The 18,441-nt window shown below is 60.5% G+C and carries 18 protein-coding genes; 3 read left to right on the forward strand and 15 right to left on the reverse strand.

Features of this window, described 5'->3' with window-relative positions:
• Positions 1–32 precede the first annotated feature (32 nt).
• Together HMPREF2996_RS08860 and HMPREF2996_RS08865 are read right to left on the reverse strand one after the other, a co-directional pair.
• Positions 33–353, reverse strand: coding sequence for a putative quinol monooxygenase (locus HMPREF2996_RS08860; RefSeq protein WP_070731032.1), 321 nt, complete (start codon positions 351–353; stop codon positions 33–35).
• A gap of 98 nt (positions 354–451) precedes the next feature.
• Positions 452–1,039 carry a hypothetical protein gene (locus HMPREF2996_RS08865; protein ID WP_246823022.1) on the reverse strand — a complete coding sequence of 196 codons (588 nt, stop codon included), beginning with the start codon at positions 1,037–1,039 and terminating at the stop codon, positions 452–454.
• 158 nt (positions 1,040–1,197) lie between these two features.
• On the opposite strand from HMPREF2996_RS08865, the gene HMPREF2996_RS08870 reads away from it, so the two are divergent.
• Positions 1,198–2,112: an AEC family transporter gene (locus HMPREF2996_RS08870; RefSeq protein ID WP_070447185.1), complete on the forward strand. Its 915-nt coding sequence runs from the start codon at positions 1,198–1,200 to the stop codon at positions 2,110–2,112.
• Between the two features lie 22 nt (positions 2,113–2,134).
• On the opposite strand, the gene HMPREF2996_RS08875 is transcribed toward HMPREF2996_RS08870, so the two are convergent.
• The 5 genes from HMPREF2996_RS08875 to HMPREF2996_RS08895 form a co-directional block, all read right to left on the reverse strand.
• On the reverse strand, positions 2,135–3,970 hold the full coding sequence (locus HMPREF2996_RS08875) for an ABC-F family ATP-binding cassette domain-containing protein (RefSeq protein ID WP_070731037.1): 1,836 nt from the start codon (positions 3,968–3,970) through the stop codon (positions 2,135–2,137).
• 57 nt (positions 3,971–4,027) lie between these two features.
• A complete protein-coding gene (locus HMPREF2996_RS08880; RefSeq protein ID WP_070731039.1) occupies positions 4,028–4,966 on the reverse strand; it encodes a 4-(cytidine 5'-diphospho)-2-C-methyl-D-erythritol kinase in 939 nt (312 codons plus the stop codon).
• A complete protein-coding gene (gene rsmA / locus HMPREF2996_RS08885; RefSeq protein WP_070731042.1) occupies positions 4,963–5,805 on the reverse strand; it encodes a 16S rRNA (adenine(1518)-N(6)/adenine(1519)-N(6))-dimethyltransferase RsmA in 843 nt (280 codons plus the stop codon). The genes HMPREF2996_RS08880 and rsmA overlap by 4 nt, the downstream gene beginning before the upstream one ends.
• A 33-nt stretch (positions 5,806–5,838) precedes the next feature.
• Positions 5,839–6,987 (reverse strand): resuscitation-promoting factor, encoded by a 1,149-nt coding sequence (locus HMPREF2996_RS08890; protein ID WP_070646153.1) that lies wholly within the window; start codon positions 6,985–6,987, stop codon positions 5,839–5,841.
• A gap of 244 nt (positions 6,988–7,231) precedes the next feature.
• A complete protein-coding gene (locus HMPREF2996_RS08895) occupies positions 7,232–8,056 on the reverse strand; it encodes a TatD family hydrolase (protein WP_070710681.1) in 825 nt (274 codons plus the stop codon).
• Between the two features lie 163 nt (positions 8,057–8,219).
• On the opposite strand from HMPREF2996_RS08895, the gene HMPREF2996_RS08900 reads away from it, so the two are divergent.
• On the forward strand, positions 8,220–8,723 hold the full coding sequence (locus HMPREF2996_RS08900) for a GNAT family N-acetyltransferase (RefSeq protein ID WP_070731044.1): 504 nt from the start codon (positions 8,220–8,222) through the stop codon (positions 8,721–8,723).
• 183 nt (positions 8,724–8,906) lie between these two features.
• Here the strand turns inward: HMPREF2996_RS08900 and HMPREF2996_RS08905 are convergent, their stop codons facing one another.
• The 6 genes from HMPREF2996_RS08905 to rsmI form a co-directional block, all read right to left on the reverse strand.
• Positions 8,907–9,167 (reverse strand): HigA family addiction module antitoxin, encoded by a 261-nt coding sequence (locus tag HMPREF2996_RS08905; RefSeq protein ID WP_070447199.1) that lies wholly within the window; start codon positions 9,165–9,167, stop codon positions 8,907–8,909.
• A gap of 34 nt (positions 9,168–9,201) precedes the next feature.
• Positions 9,202–9,483 (reverse strand): type II toxin-antitoxin system RelE/ParE family toxin, encoded by a 282-nt coding sequence (locus tag HMPREF2996_RS08910; protein ID WP_070731047.1) that lies wholly within the window; start codon positions 9,481–9,483, stop codon positions 9,202–9,204.
• A 101-nt stretch (positions 9,484–9,584) separates the two neighbouring features.
• Positions 9,585–10,778, reverse strand: coding sequence for an MFS transporter (locus HMPREF2996_RS08915; RefSeq protein ID WP_070731051.1), 1,194 nt, complete (start codon positions 10,776–10,778; stop codon positions 9,585–9,587).
• 4 nt (positions 10,779–10,782) lie between these two features.
• Entirely contained in the window at positions 10,783–12,615 is a 1,833-nt protein-coding gene (gene metG, locus HMPREF2996_RS08920; protein WP_070731052.1) for a methionine--tRNA ligase, read from the reverse strand.
• 75 nt (positions 12,616–12,690) lie between these two features.
• The gene (locus HMPREF2996_RS08925; RefSeq protein WP_070447206.1) at positions 12,691–14,535 is read right to left on the reverse strand and encodes a BCCT family transporter; all 1,845 of its coding nucleotides are present in this window, start codon (positions 14,533–14,535) and stop codon (positions 12,691–12,693) included.
• 305 nt (positions 14,536–14,840) lie between these two features.
• Positions 14,841–15,689, reverse strand: a complete 849-nt coding sequence (rsmI, locus tag HMPREF2996_RS08930) for a 16S rRNA (cytidine(1402)-2'-O)-methyltransferase (protein WP_070447208.1) — start codon at positions 15,687–15,689, stop codon at positions 14,841–14,843.
• 38 nt (positions 15,690–15,727) lie between these two features.
• On the opposite strand from rsmI, the gene HMPREF2996_RS08935 reads away from it, so the two are divergent.
• A complete protein-coding gene (locus HMPREF2996_RS08935) occupies positions 15,728–17,341 on the forward strand; it encodes a dolichyl-phosphate-mannose--protein mannosyltransferase (protein ID WP_070447210.1) in 1,614 nt (537 codons plus the stop codon).
• Here HMPREF2996_RS08935 and HMPREF2996_RS08940 read toward each other — a convergent pair.
• Positions 17,338–18,027 (reverse strand): zf-HC2 domain-containing protein, encoded by a 690-nt coding sequence (locus tag HMPREF2996_RS08940; RefSeq protein ID WP_070447212.1) that lies wholly within the window; start codon positions 18,025–18,027, stop codon positions 17,338–17,340. The genes HMPREF2996_RS08935 and HMPREF2996_RS08940 overlap by 4 nt on opposite strands.
• The gene (locus tag HMPREF2996_RS08945) at positions 18,014–18,427 is read right to left on the reverse strand and encodes a DoxX family protein (protein ID WP_010187578.1); all 414 of its coding nucleotides are present in this window, start codon (positions 18,425–18,427) and stop codon (positions 18,014–18,016) included. Before HMPREF2996_RS08945 ends, HMPREF2996_RS08940 begins: the two co-directional genes overlap by 14 nt.
• Between the last annotated feature and the right edge of the window lie 14 nt (positions 18,428–18,441).

Consider the following 18,441-nt stretch of genomic DNA (forward strand, 5'->3'; position numbering starts at 1 on the left):
ACAGCTGGGCGGCTTTTGTTTAAGCATGTGGTTTAGACCGAGAATTCAGCCATCTTATCCCACTCCGTCTTACCTGGAATGGAAGTATTGATGATGTCCGGGGTCTCCACCAGGTACTTCGGGAACTCCTCGCAGGAGCGCTTGAAGTGCTCGGTGTTGACGTGGTCGACGTCAGTGCCATCCTTGTAGGACTCAAGCAGCAGGAAGCGCTGCTTGTCTTCCGGATCGCGGAACCACTTGAAGTCGATGCAGCCGGGCTCTGCCTGGCATGCTTTGGTGTACCAGTCAATCTCGTCCAGGAAGGTATCCGCGTAATCGGGCTTAACGTGGAACTGTACGTTGATCAAAATCATGTGCCCCACTGTAACGCTCTCCACGAAAACGTGCAGAAGGCCCTGTCTGAGGCGGCAGGGCCTTCTGCTAGGGCGGCTTTCATAAACCGCGCGGCGGCTTAGTTGAAGAAGTACTCCGCTACGTAGACGTGGGTGCCATCAAAGGCCTGGGCTACGCCGAAACCGGTGCCATCGGTCTTGGTCACGGGCACGTCGCGGTTGAGCCAGTTCACGCGGTCCTTCGCTTCCGACTCAGTGAGCTTGTAGATGTTGCCGCTGCCCTCTTCCAGGTGGGTCAGGCCATCGCCAACATTATCTTGGAAGGTGACCTTGCCGGCCGCGGCCTGGTTTGCCCACTCCTGGGCAATGTTCTTGGCGTTGGCATCCTCGTGGTGGCCCTGCTTCAGCAGGTGGGCGTGGGTTGCACCAACGAGCTCATTTGCCACGGCCGGGGTCGGCTTCTTGATGAAGCCTGGCAGCTGGACGTTGTACTGCTTAGCCAGGTCATAAGCCTGCGCAGGCAGCTCGATCTCTAAAGAGTTGACCTGCTCAACGGCCTGGGAGGACAGCTGGTTCAGTTCCTGCGGCTGTGCGGAGGAAAAGTTGACCGGGGCGGCCTGGGCCGCGGACACCGACAAAGCGGCGCTAAGGGATGCTGCCACGGCGGCAGTAGCGGACAGGCGGGAAACACGACGGAAGGAATTCATGCCTTCCACCGTGCCATACAACTGCGAGCGCAGTGAAGGTCTGATCGGCTCTAGGGGATTTTCGATACCACTTTGTTATCCCCTGCCGGCGTCAGCGCCACGACGTGAAAGAATGACCGAAGGCTAGCTTTCACAATTATTCGAAAGGTTGATCACTGTTGCTGGACGTCTTAACCGGCTTCGCCATCATTTTTGTGGTTATCGGGGTGGGCTTCTTCTTGGCTCACCGAGGCGTTATTGGCGAGGGCGAGGCGCGCCTGCAGTTCAACCGCACAGCGTTCTGGGCAGCCACCCCGGCGCTGATATTTTCCAGCGTGGCCACCTCAGATACCTCTGCCTTCACCTCTCCCGTTGTCGCTGTCATTGCGATTGCTTCAGTCACCACGATGGCACTGTATGGTCTACTCAGCGCACTGTTCTTCCGTCGTAGCGGAGCAGAAACGATGGCCGGTGCGGCAGCGGCAAGCTATTACAACTCCGTCAACATTGGACTGCCCATCGCGACCTATGTCATCGGTGATGCCACCTTTGTGGTGCCAGCACTCGTACTCCAGATGGCGGTACTCTCCCCCTTCATCATCGCCGGCCTCAACGCTCAGGGGACAAGCCTGCGTTCGATCGCCAGCTCCGTGGTTTCCGGGCTTACGGCACCTGTCGTCATCGCGGCCATCGCTGGCTTCATCGTTTCTGCGGCTGGCTGGCAGGTCCCCGATGTCATCATGGCGCCCCTCGAGATCCTCGGTGGTGCTTCCATTCCGATGATCCTCATGAGTTTCGGAGCCTCCCTTACAGGTAAAGGGTTGCTGACCAACGACCGCCTGCCGACGATTACCGCCACGGTTCTTAAGCTCATTGCCATGCCAGCCATCGCCTTAGCGGCAGGCCTAGCCTTGGGGCTGAGCGGCAACGAGCTTTACGCAGCGCTCATCTTGGCCGCGCTTCCGACCGCGCAGAACGTCTACAACTATGCCGCGACCTACCAATCGGGAGAAACGGTGGCGCGCGATACGGTCTTCCTCACCACCTTCCTCTCCCTGCCGGCCATGCTGGCTATCGCCGGGTTCTTTGGGTAGGGCTAGGCCAAACCGTCAAGCACTAGCCTTCGAGCTTCCCCCCCAGCTCCAGCCACTCCATCTCGAGTTCTTCGCGCTCGGCGGCAACGGCTTTGAGCTCGGTGTCGAGCTTCGCTAGCTCACCACTTTCCCCCTCACCAGAGGACATCTTCTCCGCGGCTTGTGCCATCTTTTCATTCAGCTTCGCGGTCTTGTCGTCGAGCTTGCTCATCTTGCGTTCCAGCGCATTCATTTTCTTGGTCAGCTCGCGCTCTTCCTGAGAGCTCAAACGCTTGGTCGGGGCGGCTTCCGCGCTTTGTTCGTCGGTGTTCTTGGAGCTCTCCCCCAAGTCGAGAACGCCGCGGGCGGTGGCAGCTTCCATTTCTTGGCGGCGACGCAAGTATTCCTCAATGCCTCCCGGCAGGTTGGTGAGCTTGCCATCCCCAAACAGCGCATACGTGTTATCGGCGATGCGCTCGATGAGGTAACGATCGTGGGAAATCACCACCAGGGTGCCGGGCCACGAATCTAGAAGAGACTCCAGCTCCTGAAGAGTATCGATGTCGAGATCGTTCGTGGGCTCGTCGAGAAGCAGCACATTCGGCTCTGCCATGAGCACGCGGGTCAGCTGCAGGCGGCGGCGCTCACCACCGGAAAGATCGCCGACCGGCGTGCGCTGGCGCTTGGCGGAAAAGCCCAGGCGTTCAGCCAGCTGAGAGGCGGAGAGCTCCTTCTTTCCCAGGTGGACGTAGGTGGCGACGTCCTCGACGGCGTCGAGAAGCCGGCGCTGCGGATCCAAGTCATCGAGTTCTTGGCGAAGCCAGCCCAGCCGCACGGTCTTGCCCTCGATGCGCTTGCCGGCGGCGAGCCCTACTTCACCCGCAAGGGCGCGCAGCAGCGTGGTCTTGCCCGAACCGTTAACACCGACGAGGCCGATGCGCTCGCCCGGCGCCAGCCGCCAGGTGAGGTGATCCACCAGCGTGCGGCCATCCGGGGTTGTGACCTTGGCATCCTCAAGCTCAATGACGACGCGCCCCTGGCGCTGCTTAGAGAAGGCCATGAGCTCAACCTTGTCACGCGGCGCAGGAACATCCGCGATGAGTGCCTCAGCCGCCTCAATGCGGTAGCGCGGCTTCGAGGTACGGGCCGGTGCCCCGCGGCGCAGCCACGCCAGCTCTTTGCGCGCCAAGTTCTGCCGGCGCTGCTCGATAGCATCAGCTTGGCGGGCACGCTCGGCGCGGGCAAAGGTCCAGTCGTTATAGCCACCCTCGTAAGCATCGACGACACCATCGTGCACCTCCCAGGTCGTGGTGGCGACGGTGTCGAGGAACCAGCGATCGTGCGTGACGACGACGACCGCCAGCTTGCGCGAAAGCAAGTGGCTGGCCAACCATTGCACGCCTTCGACGTCAAGGTGGTTGGTCGGCTCATCGAGCACCACAATATCGAGGTCTTGAACAAGTGCGGCGGCCAGGTTGACGCGGCGGCGCTCACCACCAGAGAGCGAGCCCACAGGGGTGTCTAGCCCTAGGTCAACGATGCCGAGGCCACCGAGGACATCGCGCACCTTGGCATTAGACGCCCATTCGAATGTCTCCAACCCAAGCGGCTCGATGATGACCTGGGCGATGGTGAGCGACTCCTCCAGCTCAAAGCGCTGGGTTACCACCGCCATGCGCAAATCCGAATTGTGGGACACACGGCCCGAGTCCGGGGATTCGATGCCGGTGAGAACTTCCAGCAGCGTGGTTTTGCCGCCGCCGTTGACGCCGACGATGCCGATACGATCACCGGTTTGCACGCCGAGGGAGACCCCGTCCAGCAGGGTCTTGAGACCAAAGGACTTGGTTACATTTTCAAGGTTAATGAGGTTCGCCATATCGAGAGTTCATCTTAGTGTCTCAGCGTGGCTGAACGAAGAACGCAGCCGCTGCCCCTACAACAGGGTGGCGCCTGACGCCGGTCCCGTGGTTACTAGGCCATTGGTGCCGCGGTTATCGGCGCAGACCTGGGCCACTACTTCCTGCGCGGTCTCCTCATCTTCACAGAGGAAGGCACAGGTTGGCCCAGAGCCGGAGACAATCCCCTTGAGGGCGCCGGCGGCCTCACCAGTATCAAGAATCTTGCGCAGGTCTGGGCGTAGTGAAAGGGCTGCCGGTTGGAGGTCGTTGTGCATCACCGCGGCGAGCTCGCGAGGGTTGCCGCCCACGAGGGCTTGCCCCACGGCTTCAGTGTCGAGATGTGGTGTGCTTCCCCGGCCGGCAGCGCGCAATTCGTCCAGCTTGCGGAAGACAGAGGGCGTTGACAAGCCCTCCACATTGGTGATGATTGCCCAGATATAGCGCCCACGCGAGAGCATCGGCATCAAGAGCTCGCCGCGCCCGCGCCCCAAGGCCGTGCCACCCATGAGGGTAAAGGGAACGTCGGAACCCAGCTCCGCGGCAAGCTCGTAGAGCTTCTCCATACTGAGCGGCTCGCGGCCAAACTCGGTACTCAACGCCTGATTAGCCAGAAGCAGGGCTGTGGCGGCATCGGCAGAACCGCCGGCCATGCCGCCGGCGGCCGGGATACTCTTTTCCATCGTGAGCATTCCAGCGGCCGGCAGCATGAGGTTCTGTGCCACCAATTCCACCGCGCGCCATGCCAGATTCTCGGTCGTTGCCGGAACGCCCTTCGCATGGTTGCCGGTGACTTCCACGGTGCTTCCCTCGCTCCAGCGGTAGCTCACGCGATCGTGCACGTCGAGAGACTGGAAGACGGTAGCCAGCTCGTGGAAACCATCCGCGCGGGCCTCACCGACGCCCAAATGTAGGTTGACCTTGGCATGGGCGCGCGCCTGCCAAAGCTGCGGGGACTCGTTTACCGTCTTGCTCATGAGACTTCCGCCAATCGAACGAAGTCCTCCACGCCCAGCTTCTCACCGCGCAGGCGCGGATCGATTTCCGCCGCGCGTAACGCTTCCTCTGCTGCCGCGGCGGAACCATAAAAGCCCGCTAAGGCGGCGCGAAGCGTTTTGCGGCGTTGGGCAAAGGCGGCGTCGATCAGCGCAAAGAGCCGTGGTCGCAGCTCCTCGTCGAAAGGGCGGGTGCAGTCGATACGCACCAGTCCTGACTCGATCTTGGGTGCCGGCCAAAACACGTTCTTGCCAATCGTGCCGGCTTGGCGGACGGGGCCATAAAAAGATGCTTTCACACTAGGTATGCCATAGACCTTGCTGCCCGGCGCGGCGGCGAGGCGCTCAGCTACCTCCAGCTGCACCATGACCAGAACACGGCGAATCGATGGGTAGACCTCCAACAGGTGGAGCAGCACCGGCACGGCCACGTTATAGGGCAGGTTGGCCACCAAGGCGGTCGGCTCCCCCAGCTCCCCCGCCTCAACGGTGAGTGCATCCTTCTCCACCACGGTGAGGCGCTCCGCAAAGTCGCCCGCCCGCGCGGCCACAGTGTCTGGGAGCTTGCCTGCCAGACGCGGGTCAATCTCGACTGCCGTGACGTGCTCCACCTCTCCCAACAGCCCCAAGGTCAGCGAACCCAGACCAGGGCCGACTTCCACCACGCGATCCTCCGAACTCAGGTCCGCAGCGGCAACAATACGCCGGATGGTGTTGGGGTCATGGAGAAAGTTCTGGCCCAGCTTCTTCGTCGGCGTCACATCGAGCTCAGCGGCGAGCTCGCGGATTTCCACCGGGCCTAGCAGGTGGAGTTGTGTCATGTCATCCAGACTAATACGCGCGGCTCGGAAGCTTTAGCGCAGACCAAGCTTCGAGGTGCAGGCGGGCCATGCACCCCAGCCCTGTGCGGCCTGAACCTTCTGGGCCACAGCAATCTGCTGCTCGCGGGAGGCCTGCCATGCCTGCGGGGCGTACTCGGTTCCGCCAAAAGCAGCCCAGGTCGACGGGGTGAACTGCAGACCACCGGAGAAACCGTTGCCGGTGTTGATGGACCAGTTGCCGGTAGCTTCACACTGCGCCAGGGCATCCCACACGGAGCCCTCGGCAACGGCCGGGGCGGTGGACTTGGGCTTGGTGCCGCGCGCGATCACGGCGGCGACGGCCTCATTGCGGACGTCTTCCTTGATGATCTCGTTGGACTCTTCCTTACCGTTGACCTTCACAATCTTGCGGGTCACGGTACGGGAACCAGGGGTGCCTTCCTCGCGGACTTCCTCGGTTCCCTCTTCCAACTCAGGATCGTCGACAAAGTCGGCGGGGGCATCGAAGTCTTCGGTCTTTTCTTCCTCGGAAATCTCGACGCGGTCCACAGTGATGGCCGTGCCGGCCTTAACCGGGGTATCCAACGCTGGGGATACTCGGTCATCCTTGCCCACGGAAATTCCACGGGCTTCCAGCACGTCTTCCACGGTTTTAGCGGCAACGCTGGCGTAGGAGACGGAACCGCCGTCAGAAATCTTGATGATCTTCGGGGACGTAACCTCAAGGTTCATGCCCTCAGTCACCGTTTCATCCTCCTTCACGGTCTTGGAGCCGGAAGTGATGGCAGCTCCCGGGGCGATACCATCGAGGCCGCCCAATAGGTCAGAGACCGTGAGTTCAGTGGAGGAAAGCTGCTTTTCAACACCATCGATGGTCACCGCAACCGGCTTAGCGGTACGAACGGTGATCGAATCACCGTCGGAAACCTGCTCTGACAGCGCGGGATAAACAACGTCTTCTCCCCCGACGTTGACGCCCGCAGCTTCGAGAGCGGCGTTGACATCGCCAGCGAAGGTAGCCAGCTCGGTGGTCTCACCATTGACGTCGAGCGTGATGTCCTTCTGGGCACCAACGGCAACAACACCACCCACGGCAAGGGTGCCGAGCACACCGCCGGTGGCCATGCGCAGCGGCAAGGAGCGGGAGTTATTGATTCGCTTGATCTGCTTCTTCGGGGACATAAACCTTTACTCGTCTCTGCGATGCTGTGTGCACGAAAGGCAGCTTCCTACCTTTGGCACCTGTCATGGCGCACTCTGGGCGCGCCGGCCGGCAACATCAAGGCCGGACTAACTTTGAATAACGATACGGTAACAGAACTCAACGATCGAGACGTATTTACACGCCAGGACCACTAGCAACACACTTGCCACAACAAGCACGCACGCCACCTATGAGCAGCACTTTTGCGTTGGGTGAGAATCGTCACACTCCGAAGACCTGCGCGAAGGTATCAGTCACCTCGGCAGCCAAATCCTCCACCTTTTGACCGCGCGCTTCGGCCACGCAGCGATAGGTGTGTCCGATCAAGGATGGTTCGTTGCGCGCACCGCGGAAAGGCTCCGGTGTCATATACGGCGCATCCGTCTCAATGAGCAGTTGGCCGGCTGGGGCAAGCGCTGCGGCCTGGCGCATTTCTTCGTTGCGCTTGAAAGTCACATTGCCAGCGAAGGAAAGAACATAACCGCGCTCAAGGGCTTCTTTGGCTACCTCCAACGTTGAAGAGAAACAGTGCAACATCACCTTCGGCGCCTGGGCGCACTCCCCCAGTACGCGCATAAGATCTTCATCTGCCTCACGATTGTGGATCATCAGTGTCTTGCCCACCTTCGCCGCCAACTCGGCGTGCCAGCGCAGCGCTTCCTCTTGGACCTCAAGGGGTGCGGTGCGCTCCGGCTCGTGGTGAATCCAGTAGGTATCCAACCCCGTTTCCCCAATGGCCACGCAGCGTGGGGCCGCTGCCATCTCGATCAGGCGCGCGCGGGCGGCCTCATCGAGTTCTTGAGCCTTCGTCGGGTGAATCGCGCAGGCCGCATACACGTTGTCGAACTCGTGTGCTGCGGCCAAAGCCTTCTCCGCCTCGGCCAAACCATCACCCACGGTGACGATGCGCTCAACTCCAGCAGCATGAGCGCGGGCAACAAGGTCAGCGTCGGCGTCGCGGCAGGAGGCGAGGTGCGTATGGGCGTCGATAAGCTGGCTCATACCTTCGGCGGGCACGGGCGTGGGGCGTGGCTTCTTCTTAGACATGGCTGCGAGTGTAGTCACCGACTTAGGCCAGCCCCTAACGCTGAGCTATCAAGTTGCATGAGAAGTTCGGCTTTGCCACTGTAGGAACGTTAAAAGAAGTCAGCCGCAAAGCTGGGCGCTGGATAGACCTCACCCACTTGCAACTCATGGTTTAAGGAACATCATGCACGTTCGTCCCGCAGAGCTTGCCGACGCCCCCGCAATCTCCGCCATCTACAACTCTGCCTCCGCCGCGAAACCAGCTACCAACCTGGTGACATGGCAAGAATCCGTAGAAGACCGCGAAAAGTGGCTGGCGCAGATGGACAAGGAAGGCTATCCGGTCTATGTCGCCGTCGATGACGATGAAATCGTTGGCTGGGCCGCCTACTTCCAGTTTGTCACCCCGGCTATCTACTACGGCACGGCGGAGGACTCTATCTATATTGCGGAGTCTGCGCGCGGCATGGGCGTGGGCAGCGAGCTCATGGACACGCTCATGGATCACGCGAAGGAAAATGACTACGTGGAGACGATGATTACCTACATCGTGGACACCAACGAGTCCTCCATTGCCCTGCATAAAAAGTTCGGATTTGTGGAAACCGGCCGCATGCCCAATATCCACACCAAAGATGGCGTCCGCCTCGGTCTGGTACACCTGCAACGCGACTTCGACCGCCCCTAAAACGGCTTGATTGCCGCCCCACCCCAGTGTCGGCACTGTCTTACGCCCCGCCTCAGTGACGGCACTGCCATTGTTGCCAAAGATCTGGCCAGATCTTGAGGCAAAGCGGGAAACTTTGGCAACAACGGCGACTTCGGCTTAAACAACTTATCCTGCGCTACGCGGTCACAGACGGCAAACGTGTTAAGCCGACGCTGCCTGAAGCGGCACAATATCGTCCAACTCAGCAAGAATTTTGTCTTCTGCGACATCCAAGTCGTAGTGAGTCTGCAGCCCGAGCCAAAATTGTGGGGACATTCCAAAGTACTTGGCAAGGCGAAGAGCCGTATCGGCGGTAATAGCCCGCTTTCCGTGGACGATTTCGTTAATACGTCGAGGCGGGACCCCTATCGAAACAGCGAGTTTGTGTTGGGTAATCCCCATGCCCTTGAGAAAGTCCTCCATAAGGATTTCACCTGGGTGCACCGGGGGGAGCTTGTTAGTGGTAGTCAACGATCTCAACCTCCTCTGGCCCTAAAGCGGTCCACCGGAAGCAGATCCGCCATTGGTCATTGATACGAATACTATATTGACCCCGCCGATCGCCCTTCGAAGCTTCGAGCCTATTTCCTGGAGGAATCCGAAGCTCATCGAGCCTCTGAACGTAGCCCAATTGCCTCAGCTGGCGAAGAGCTACCGAGTGAATACGTGAATCAATCGAGAGCACCCTCTCTCGATTCCATAGACGCTCAGTGGCCCTATCCGCGAACGACTGAATCATAAACGCACCATACCCCCTTATAACGCAACACGTCAATAACGCGAGACGTTAACTCTATCTAACGTTGTAACCCAAAAGCTACCCCAACTGTCGAGAACCGGCTAGGCAGCGAGCTCGTCGTCGATGTAGACACGCGTCGTCGCACGCAGGCCCGCGACTAGCATGCACAAGCTGAGCACCATGAGTCCAATAAGCACAGCGGTCCAATCGCCGGTGGCCCCGCGCACCACTCCCACGGACAGCGGTACCAGGCCCGCTAGGATGTAGCCGCCCGGCTGAACGAAGCCGGACAACCGCGCGGTCGTCAGCGCGCTCCGCGTGCGGGCGGTGAGCAGCGCCAGCGCCAGCGGGAAACACATGCCGCCGATCCCCATGAGGCTGGCCCAGGCCAGCGGGGCGGCGTCCGCAGCCACGAGAACCCCACCCCACCCAGCGCATGTGCATAGCGCCAGCACAATAGGTACGGGTGTGAGGCGGTCCAAGCGAGAAATGAGCCACGGCATGACAACGCCGCCGGCAATGTTGAAGACACCGATGACGGCAAGTGCCACACTGGCGGTGTTCTCGCTCACGCCCTTCTCCAGCAGCATGCGTGGCAGCCACCCCATTTGAACATAAGCCATGGAGGACTGCAGCCCGAAGAAAAAGAGCATGGCCACCGCCGTGGGCGACGTGTACATGGGCTTCGGCGCGCCCGCGCCATCAACCGTTCCGTGGGCGACGTCCCTTCCAGCTTGCGGAAGGACCACTATCCAAGCCACTAACTGGGCAATGGCGGGAAGACCCCAGATCCACAACGCACCTTGCCACGATTTTTGTGTCACCGCGGACAGCGGGCCGAGGGCGCTGGACACGCCCAACATCGTGGTATAGGTGGTCATCAGCGCCACCAGCGTGCGGCCCGACCCATGCTGCTTGATCCATGCGGGAAGCAGCACATTTGCCAGCGCGATGCCGGCAACAACGCATAGGGTAAGCGCTACGAAAAGCGAAAAGCTACTTACCCATGGACGCAGGCCAAGCCCCACGACCAAGGCCACCGTGCCGCCGGCCAAGGTACGGCTTAGCCCCACGCGGCGCGCGAGGGGAACCGCTGCCAACCCCATGGCGGCAAAACACAGCCCCGGCAGCGCGGTCAACAAACCCGCCTGGCCGGAGCTAATCCCGAAGAAGTCCTGGATCTGCCCCAGCACCGGTGCCACGGAGGCAATGCCCGAGCGCAGGTTTAGCGCGGTCAGACAGACAACGACAAAGAGTAGGACGGGCGCCAGGGAGCGCCGAAACGCCGAGCCCACGCCTTTACTTCTGAACCGGGGCCCACTCTGGGCCGGTCTCACCGAGCTCCGGATCGAGTTTAGCCACCAACGGCTTCGGCTTCTGCAGCGCAGTACCCGGAGTAATGTCGACACGCTTCCACGCAGCCTGCTGCGCCGAGTAGTCACCGGTGATGATCGGGTAGGGATGGTTCTCCGGCGGGAGGTCTACGCCAACGAGCTCGACCGGCATATCATCGACCACGTCCTCAATGCGCGGCTGTGCGGCCCAGACGCCCTCACGCCCCAGGGTCTCGTGCACTTTCTGTGCGGTGAAGGGTAGGAACGGAGTCAGCATCACGTTGCAGTCGGAGACCACCTGCAGTGCGGTCCACAACACGGTGGCCAGACGCTCCCGCTGAGTCTCATCCTTGGCCAGCTTCCACGGCTCCATCGCAGCAACGTAGGCATTGGCCTCGCCGACGACGTGCATGATGGCGGTCATGGCCTGCTTGAACTTGGACTGCTCGAGGAATTCCACGGCGGTGGTGAAGGTCTCCTCCGCCAGCGCCAGTATGTCCTTGTCTGCCGGCTCCAGCGCCGCAGGAGCCGGGACCTCGCCGAAGTTCTTGTGGGCCATCGACACCGTGCGGTTGACCAGGTTGCCCCAGCCGTTCGCAAGCTCGTTGTTGATGCGGCGCACGAACTCATCCCAGGTGAAGTCGGTGTCGTTGTTTTCCGGGCCAGCCACGGCAATGAAGTAGCGCAGCGCATCCGGGCCGAACTCCTCCAGGAAGTCCTTGACGTAGATAACGACGCCCTTGGAGGAGGAGAACTTAGAACCAGACATGGTCAGGTATTCCGAAGACACAATCTCCGTCGGCAGGTTGAGCTCACCATAGGTGTGCAGCTCACCGCCCTTGGAGCCTTTGCCCGCGTAACCCAAGAGTTCCGCTGGCCAGATTTGGGAGTGGAAGGTGATGTTGTCCTTGCCCTGGAAGTAGTAGTGACGCGCCTGCGGGTTCTGCCAGTAGTCCTTCCAGGCCTCCGGGTTACCGGTACGGTGGGCCCACTCGATGGAAGAAGACAGGTAACCAATCACCGCGTCGAACCACACATAGAGCTTCTTCGCGCCGTTGTCCTCCCAGCCTTCCACCGGGATGGGAATACCCCAGTCGATATCGCGGGTCATGGTGCGCGGGCGCATATCCTCCAGCAGGTTAAGGGAGAACTTGAGGACGTTCGGGCGCCAATCCTCACGGGTCTTCAGCCACTCTTCGAGGACGTCCTTGACCGCAGGCAGGTCCAGCAGGAAATGCTCGGTATCGATGAACTCTGGGGTTTCACCGTTGATCTTGGACACCGGGTTGATGAGATCTACCGGATCGAGCTGGTTGCCGCAGTTATCGCACTGGTCACCGCGCGCGCCTTCGGCGCCACACAGCGGGCAGGTGCCCTCGATATAACGGTCGGGCAAGGTACGGCCCGTGGACGGCGAAATAGCGCCTTGGGTGGTCTCCTTAAGCATGTAGCCGTTCTCGTACAGCCCCTTGAACAGCTCCTGCACCACGGCGTAGTGGTTGCGGGTGGTGGTGCGGGTAAAGAGATCATAAGACAGGCCGAGCCCAGCCAGATCAGTGACAATCTGACGGTTGTAGCGATCCGCCAGTTCACGAACCGTCACGCCTTCCTTATCCGCTTGCACGAGCAGCGGGGTGCCGTGCTCGTCGGTACCGGAAACCATGAGGACGTCGTTGCCACGCATTCGCTGGAAGCGGGCGAACACGTCGGAAGGAACGCCGAAACCCGCCACGTGTCCGATGTGGCGGGGTCCGTTGGCATAGGGCCAAGCAACATTAACGACAACTGTCTCAGTCATGGCCTCTACTCTATCGAACACCCCCTCACCGGCAATGCAGTGAGGGGGTGTATCAGAGAAATGCTCGCGCCAGAACTAGCTCTTGTTGCTGTGCTGGCGGCGGCGGGCCTTGAAGGCCTGTTCGCGCTGGAACTCGCGGTGCAGGCGACGCTCACGCGCCAGCTTGCGCTGGAAGGCCTGGGACTCGCGGTACTCGCGGTAAATCACGTCGTTACTCAAGTCCTTGAAAATAGCGAACATGAGTCCAACGAGGATAAAGAGGAATGGCAGTGCTGCCACGATGGTGACGTTCTGCAGGTTCGATAGGGAATCCTCGCTCGACAGCAGCAGGGTCAGGCCGACGGCTGCAGTGAGCACACCCCACGCTGCGGATAGCCACGGCTTAGCGGTGGTTGCACCGGACTGGGACATCGAGCCCATGACTGTCGACGCCGAGTCGGCCGACGTAATAAAGAACGTAGCCAGCAGCAGAGCGGCAACGATGCCTGCAATGAAACCACCAGGCAGGTTCTGCAAAAGGTTGAACAGCTCCTGCTCGGCAGATTCACCGGAGATAGAGTTGCCCTTCTGCTCCATGTGAATAGCGGTACCACCGAAGATGGCAAACCACACAGTGGAGACACCAGCCGGGACGAGAAGCACGCCAACGCAGAACTCGCGGACGGAACGACCACGGGAAATGCGGGCGAGGAACATACCCACGAACGGCGACCAGGAAACCCACCAAGCCCAGTAGAAGATGGTCCACGTCGACAGCCACTCACCAGCAGTTCCGTTGTCAGACTCGGCGGTACGAGCGATCATCTCAGTGAAGTTCGCCAGATAGTTACCAATGGAACCCGGAATCTGGTTCAGGATCGACACCGTGGGGCCAAAAATGAACACGAAAATGGCCAGCAGAGCCGCCAGAACCATGTTGGTGTTGGACAGGTACTGAATGCCCTTACCCACGCCGGACATGGCAGATAGAAGGAAGGCCAAGGTCAAAACGAGAACGATGCCGATGACGACCTTCTGAGTCGGGTTCTCAATGATTCCGGAGGCTTCCAACCCGGCCTGAATCTGCATAGCGCCCAGTCCCAGTGAACATGCGGTACCGAAGACTGTGGCAAAGATGGCCAAGATATCAATGATCTTGCCAACGAAGCCATCGGCCGCGCGCTGACCGATCAGTGGCACGAAGGCTTGACTTAACAGCTGCTTACGGCCGATACGGAAGGTGGAATAGGCAATGGCGAGACCCACGATGGCATATACAGCCCACGGGTGCAGGGTCCAGTGGAACATGGCCGTGGCCATCGAAGTTCCTACCTCGTGCTCGCTATGGCCTGGGACACCGTTCTTAAAGTAATTAAGTGGCTCGGATGCGCCGTAGAACATCAAGCCGATGCCCATGCCGGCCGCGAACATCATCGCAATCCAAGAGACCGTGGAGAATTCCGGCTCTTCGTTGATCTTGCCCAAGCGAATGGTGCCGAACTTAGAAGCAGCAATGCAAATAACAAAAATAACGAAGATGGTCCCGAAGAGCACATAGGCCCATCCAAAGTTATTCACAACAAAGCTCAGCGCGTTACCAGAGAAGGAAGCAAAGCTCTCCGGCGCTGCCAAGCCCCATGCCACGATGGCAGCGATGAGCAGACCGGCGAACCCCACAATGGTCCAGTCAATCGGTGAATCGATGCCGCCGGGCCCAAACTCGTCGGTTTCTTCTTGTTCTTCTACTGGGGTAGCTGCAGCCGCAGGATCGAACGCCTTGTTGGTGAGCATATCCTGGAGCTGGCTCGTGGCTGAGGATGCCTCGAGGCGCTCGTCGACAGTGCGGTAGTCCTCCACCGCCGCCGGCGAGCTCTGTTCTTGGGAGGCAGCCGAAGACACCTCCGTGTCCTTCACATTGTCTGAATTGGTCGAGTCTGTCATACCTACCGACCTTGGTGCTGTCTCATCAACTAGTCAAACTAAATCAGAAACAAAAAGACTATTCGCCACATGCATTTCGGGCATATAGCGTTCCTCAAGCATCTGTCACGAGCTTCTTTACGCGACCGTTATTCCACTGCAACTGCCGGTTCTGTACCGCAACTGTGCAGCTTGCCAGCTTGTTCGAAGGCATTTCGGAGATATGACACCCCTACCACGCATGCCGCGGCCACGCCGGGCGACATAACGATGCCATAACGATTCCCGCGAAAGAGACGGCCATCACTTGTTCTTATTCGTGCAGCTCAGCCACGGGCCGCAAGGTAGGCATCATAAAGCTCACGATTGGACCACGCCGTTCCCGCGGCGGCTTGCTTGCAGGCATCCTTGGCCCGCACGCCGCGTTCAACCTCTGCGCGGACCTGCTCCACGAGGGTCTCCAACGACACGGGTGCGGCATCACCGCCCTCGATCACTACGGTGATCTCACCCCGCGCATTCTCTTGCGCCCATTCGGCAAGCTCGCCCAAGCAACCACGCTTAATCTCCTCATATGTCTTCGTCAGCTCGCGGCACACTGCAGCGCGACGGTCGGCGCCGAGGATCTCTGAGGCGTCGCCAAGCGTCTGCGCCAAACGGTGTGGGGACTCGAAGAAAGCAATAGCGCGCTGCTCCCCCACCAAGGACTCGAGCCACGCCTTACGCGGGCCGGGCTTGCGCGGCGGGAAAGCATCGAAGAGAAAGTGGCCTACCCCTAAGCCCGACAGGGCGAGGGCAGTCGGCACCGCAGAGGGCCCGGGGAAACACGTCACGGGCACGCCCGCCTCCACGGCGGCGGTCACGATGGAGTGCCCCGGATCAGAAACTACCGGCATGCCGGCATCCGACACGACAAGTACGGTTCCCGTCTGGGCAGCGGCGACCAACGTGCGTGAGCGCTCCTCCTCGTTGTGGTCGAAGTTGGAGACCACCTTGCCGCGGATTTCTACTCCTAACGCCTGGGCCAAGTTGCGGACACGGCGAGTATCCTCCGCGGCAATCACATCTGCGTGGCCCAAAGCGTGCATGAGACGGGCGGAAGCATCACCGGGATTTCCCAGCGGGGTGGCGGCGAGGATGACACCGCGGGGCAGGGGTTCAAGCTGAAGACTCATACTCCCCAGCATTGCACATGCAAGCTAGACTCTTCCGGGTGAGTACCGCAACCCCTACAGATCGATCTGGCCGCCGCAAGCGCACGCGCCCCTCCGCCACGCGTGGCGCCCATACCCGGCCGGCACCGCCTGCCCCTCGGCCCTACACCTGGACCCGGGCCGACTCGATCAGCACTGCGATCATTGGTGTCTTGGCTTTTCTCACACGATTCATTGGTCTGGCTGCTCCGGTTTCTGAAGGCACACCCGTCTTCGACGAAAAGCACTACGTTCCGCAGGCCTGGGACATGGTCACCAGCTGGCACAACCTCTTCCTCGGCGGTATTGAATCTAACCCGGGCTACGGCTTGGTTGTGCATCCGCCGCTGGCCAAGCAGATCATCGCGATATCAGAAGCGCTTTTCGGCTATACCCCACTGGGATGGCGGGCCATGGCCGCGCTTTTCGGAGTGGGCACAGTAATGCTCACCATGGCGCTGGCTCGCCGCTTGTCTGGTTCGTGGCAGGTGGGATTCCTGGCTGGCCTGCTCGCCGTGTGCGATGGCGTACTGCTCGTAGCCTCCAAATTCGGAATGCTCGACATCTTCCAAGTCTTCTTTGTGGTTGCCGCCGCGTGGGCTTTGGCGCGGGATCACCAGCAGATGCGTGAGCGCCTCCACGCCGCCTTCGTGTCGGGGACCATGGGTGACTCCGACTTCGGGCCCCGTTTTGGGTTCCGGTGGTGGCGTTTTACGGCCGGCGTTTTCCTGGGGCTGACGTTGTCGGTCAAGTGGTCCGGCCTGTACTACATCATGTTCTTCGGTCTGATGAGCGTTTTCTCGGACCTCGCGCTGCGCCGCCTCTACGGCGTGCGCCGCTACATCGTGGGCACGCTGGTACGCGATACGCCAGCGGCCCTCGCCTCGATCGTCGCGGTTCCTGTGGCACTGTACACCTGGTCTTGGCGTGCGTGGTTCGCTGATGAAACCGCTGTTTACCGCCACGCCAAAGTAGACGGCACTATTGAAGAGGGCTCTTGGTTGCTCCATCTCCCCGAGCCACTCGCCGGCTGGTTTTACTACCACTCTTCCGTGTTGGAGTTTCATGCCTCTTTGACAACCTCCGGTGGGCACAGCCACCCCTGGGATTCCAAGCCGTGGGCTTGGTTGGTGGCTGCACGCCCTATCCTCTACTACTCCGCCACGGACATCTCCTGCGGGGACGGCAACTCCTGCCGCAAGATGCTGTATCTCTTTGGCACTCCCGCCATCTGGTGGCTGGTCATCCCAGCTGTGCTGTGGGGCCTGTGGTCCCTGCTCGTTCGCCGCAACCGCGCCTTCCTCATCCCGCTCGTGGGTGCCGCGGCGGGATTCCTGCCCTGGCTGGCCGTTTTCGACCGTCAAATGTATTTCTTTTACGCCACGGCGTTCATCCCATTTGTCATCGTGCTGATATCTCTGGCCTTGGGACAAATGATTGGGCGCGGCCGTGTTGTGCAGTGGCGCTGGCTCACAGGACTCTTTGGTACCGCGATGCCCTTGGGTACCTTCCTCACGGTGTGTTACGCCGCGCTCGTGGTGGCGATGTTCGCCTACTTCTCCCCGATTCTTTATGGATACCTCATACCGGATTCGTGGTACAGCTCCATGATGTGGCTGCCATCTTGGTCCTAACGCGGGCTAGCGGACAACGTCCGGTAAATATCCCGCAGCAGGAATCCCCGGTCCGCCGCCCAGGCCCAGCCCAAGCTGGCGGTGGCCAAGCCCGTGCCGATGAGGATATAAACCTGCCCCGCGGCGACGCTGCCCAGGGCAAAATCGCGCATGGTAAAACCGCACAGGAATGCGAACATCGTGCACGCTACCGGCAACAATCCAGGTGCCGAAGCGGGGCGCCATGCCGCAAAAGCCAAGCCACTTGCAAGGCCGAAACGCAGCGCCGCAGCCTCCATCAGCAGGTGCGCGCGCCCTGGGTCAGCCCCTTCCGCGAGGGTTCCTTCGCTCGATAAGGTGGTCAAACCTGAGGCACTAACAACGACCACGACCGCCCACACCAAAAACGCCAGGGACAACACTCCGAGGGATACTCGCGCCAACGTCAGCGACGCCTGCCGCGTGCTGGAAGCGCGCTGCCATTCCGGCTCCACGCCGGCGAGGATCACCTCAGACAAGTCTTGCGGCGGAACGCCTGCCGGTTCCACGAGGCTCAAGGAATGTGTTAGGGCTGCCGCCTTATCCCGGAAAGCCGCGCACTCGGGGCATCCCGATACGTGCGCTTCAATAACATCCGGTGAGAGCTGCGGGGCTTCCCCGTCCAGCTGTGCGGAAATGGCCGCCTGCACCTGCTCATGCGTCAGCACGGCTCAGCACCCCATCCACGCTGGCCCGGCCAGAGCCAAAAACGACAATCATGAGCAGCGACACGATGAGAACCAGCGGATACTCGACGCCACCATCGGCTGCAAAAAGGCCATTGCCCATGTGCACAAAATACAAAGCACAGGCCATGAGGAGAGCCAAAGCCCCCGCCACAAAGGTGGTGAGCAGGCCTACGACCAGCGCCGCGCCTCCCAGCATTTCTGCGAAGGCAGCCAAGTACGCGGAAGTATGCGGCTGCGGGACACCAAGTGCGGAAAACTGCCCGGTTATTTCATCCATTCCGCTAAAAAACATCTTGTCTACACCGTGCGCCACGAAGATGACTCCCAGTACCGCGCGGAAGATCAGGAGCGCGGCATCGCGTACGGCGGGTCTATTCATGGTTCATAGACTAC

It is taken from the genome of Corynebacterium sp. HMSC066C02 (genome assembly GCF_001814945.1).
In the GTDB taxonomy this organism is placed as follows: domain Bacteria; phylum Actinomycetota; class Actinomycetes; order Mycobacteriales; family Mycobacteriaceae; genus Corynebacterium; species Corynebacterium aurimucosum.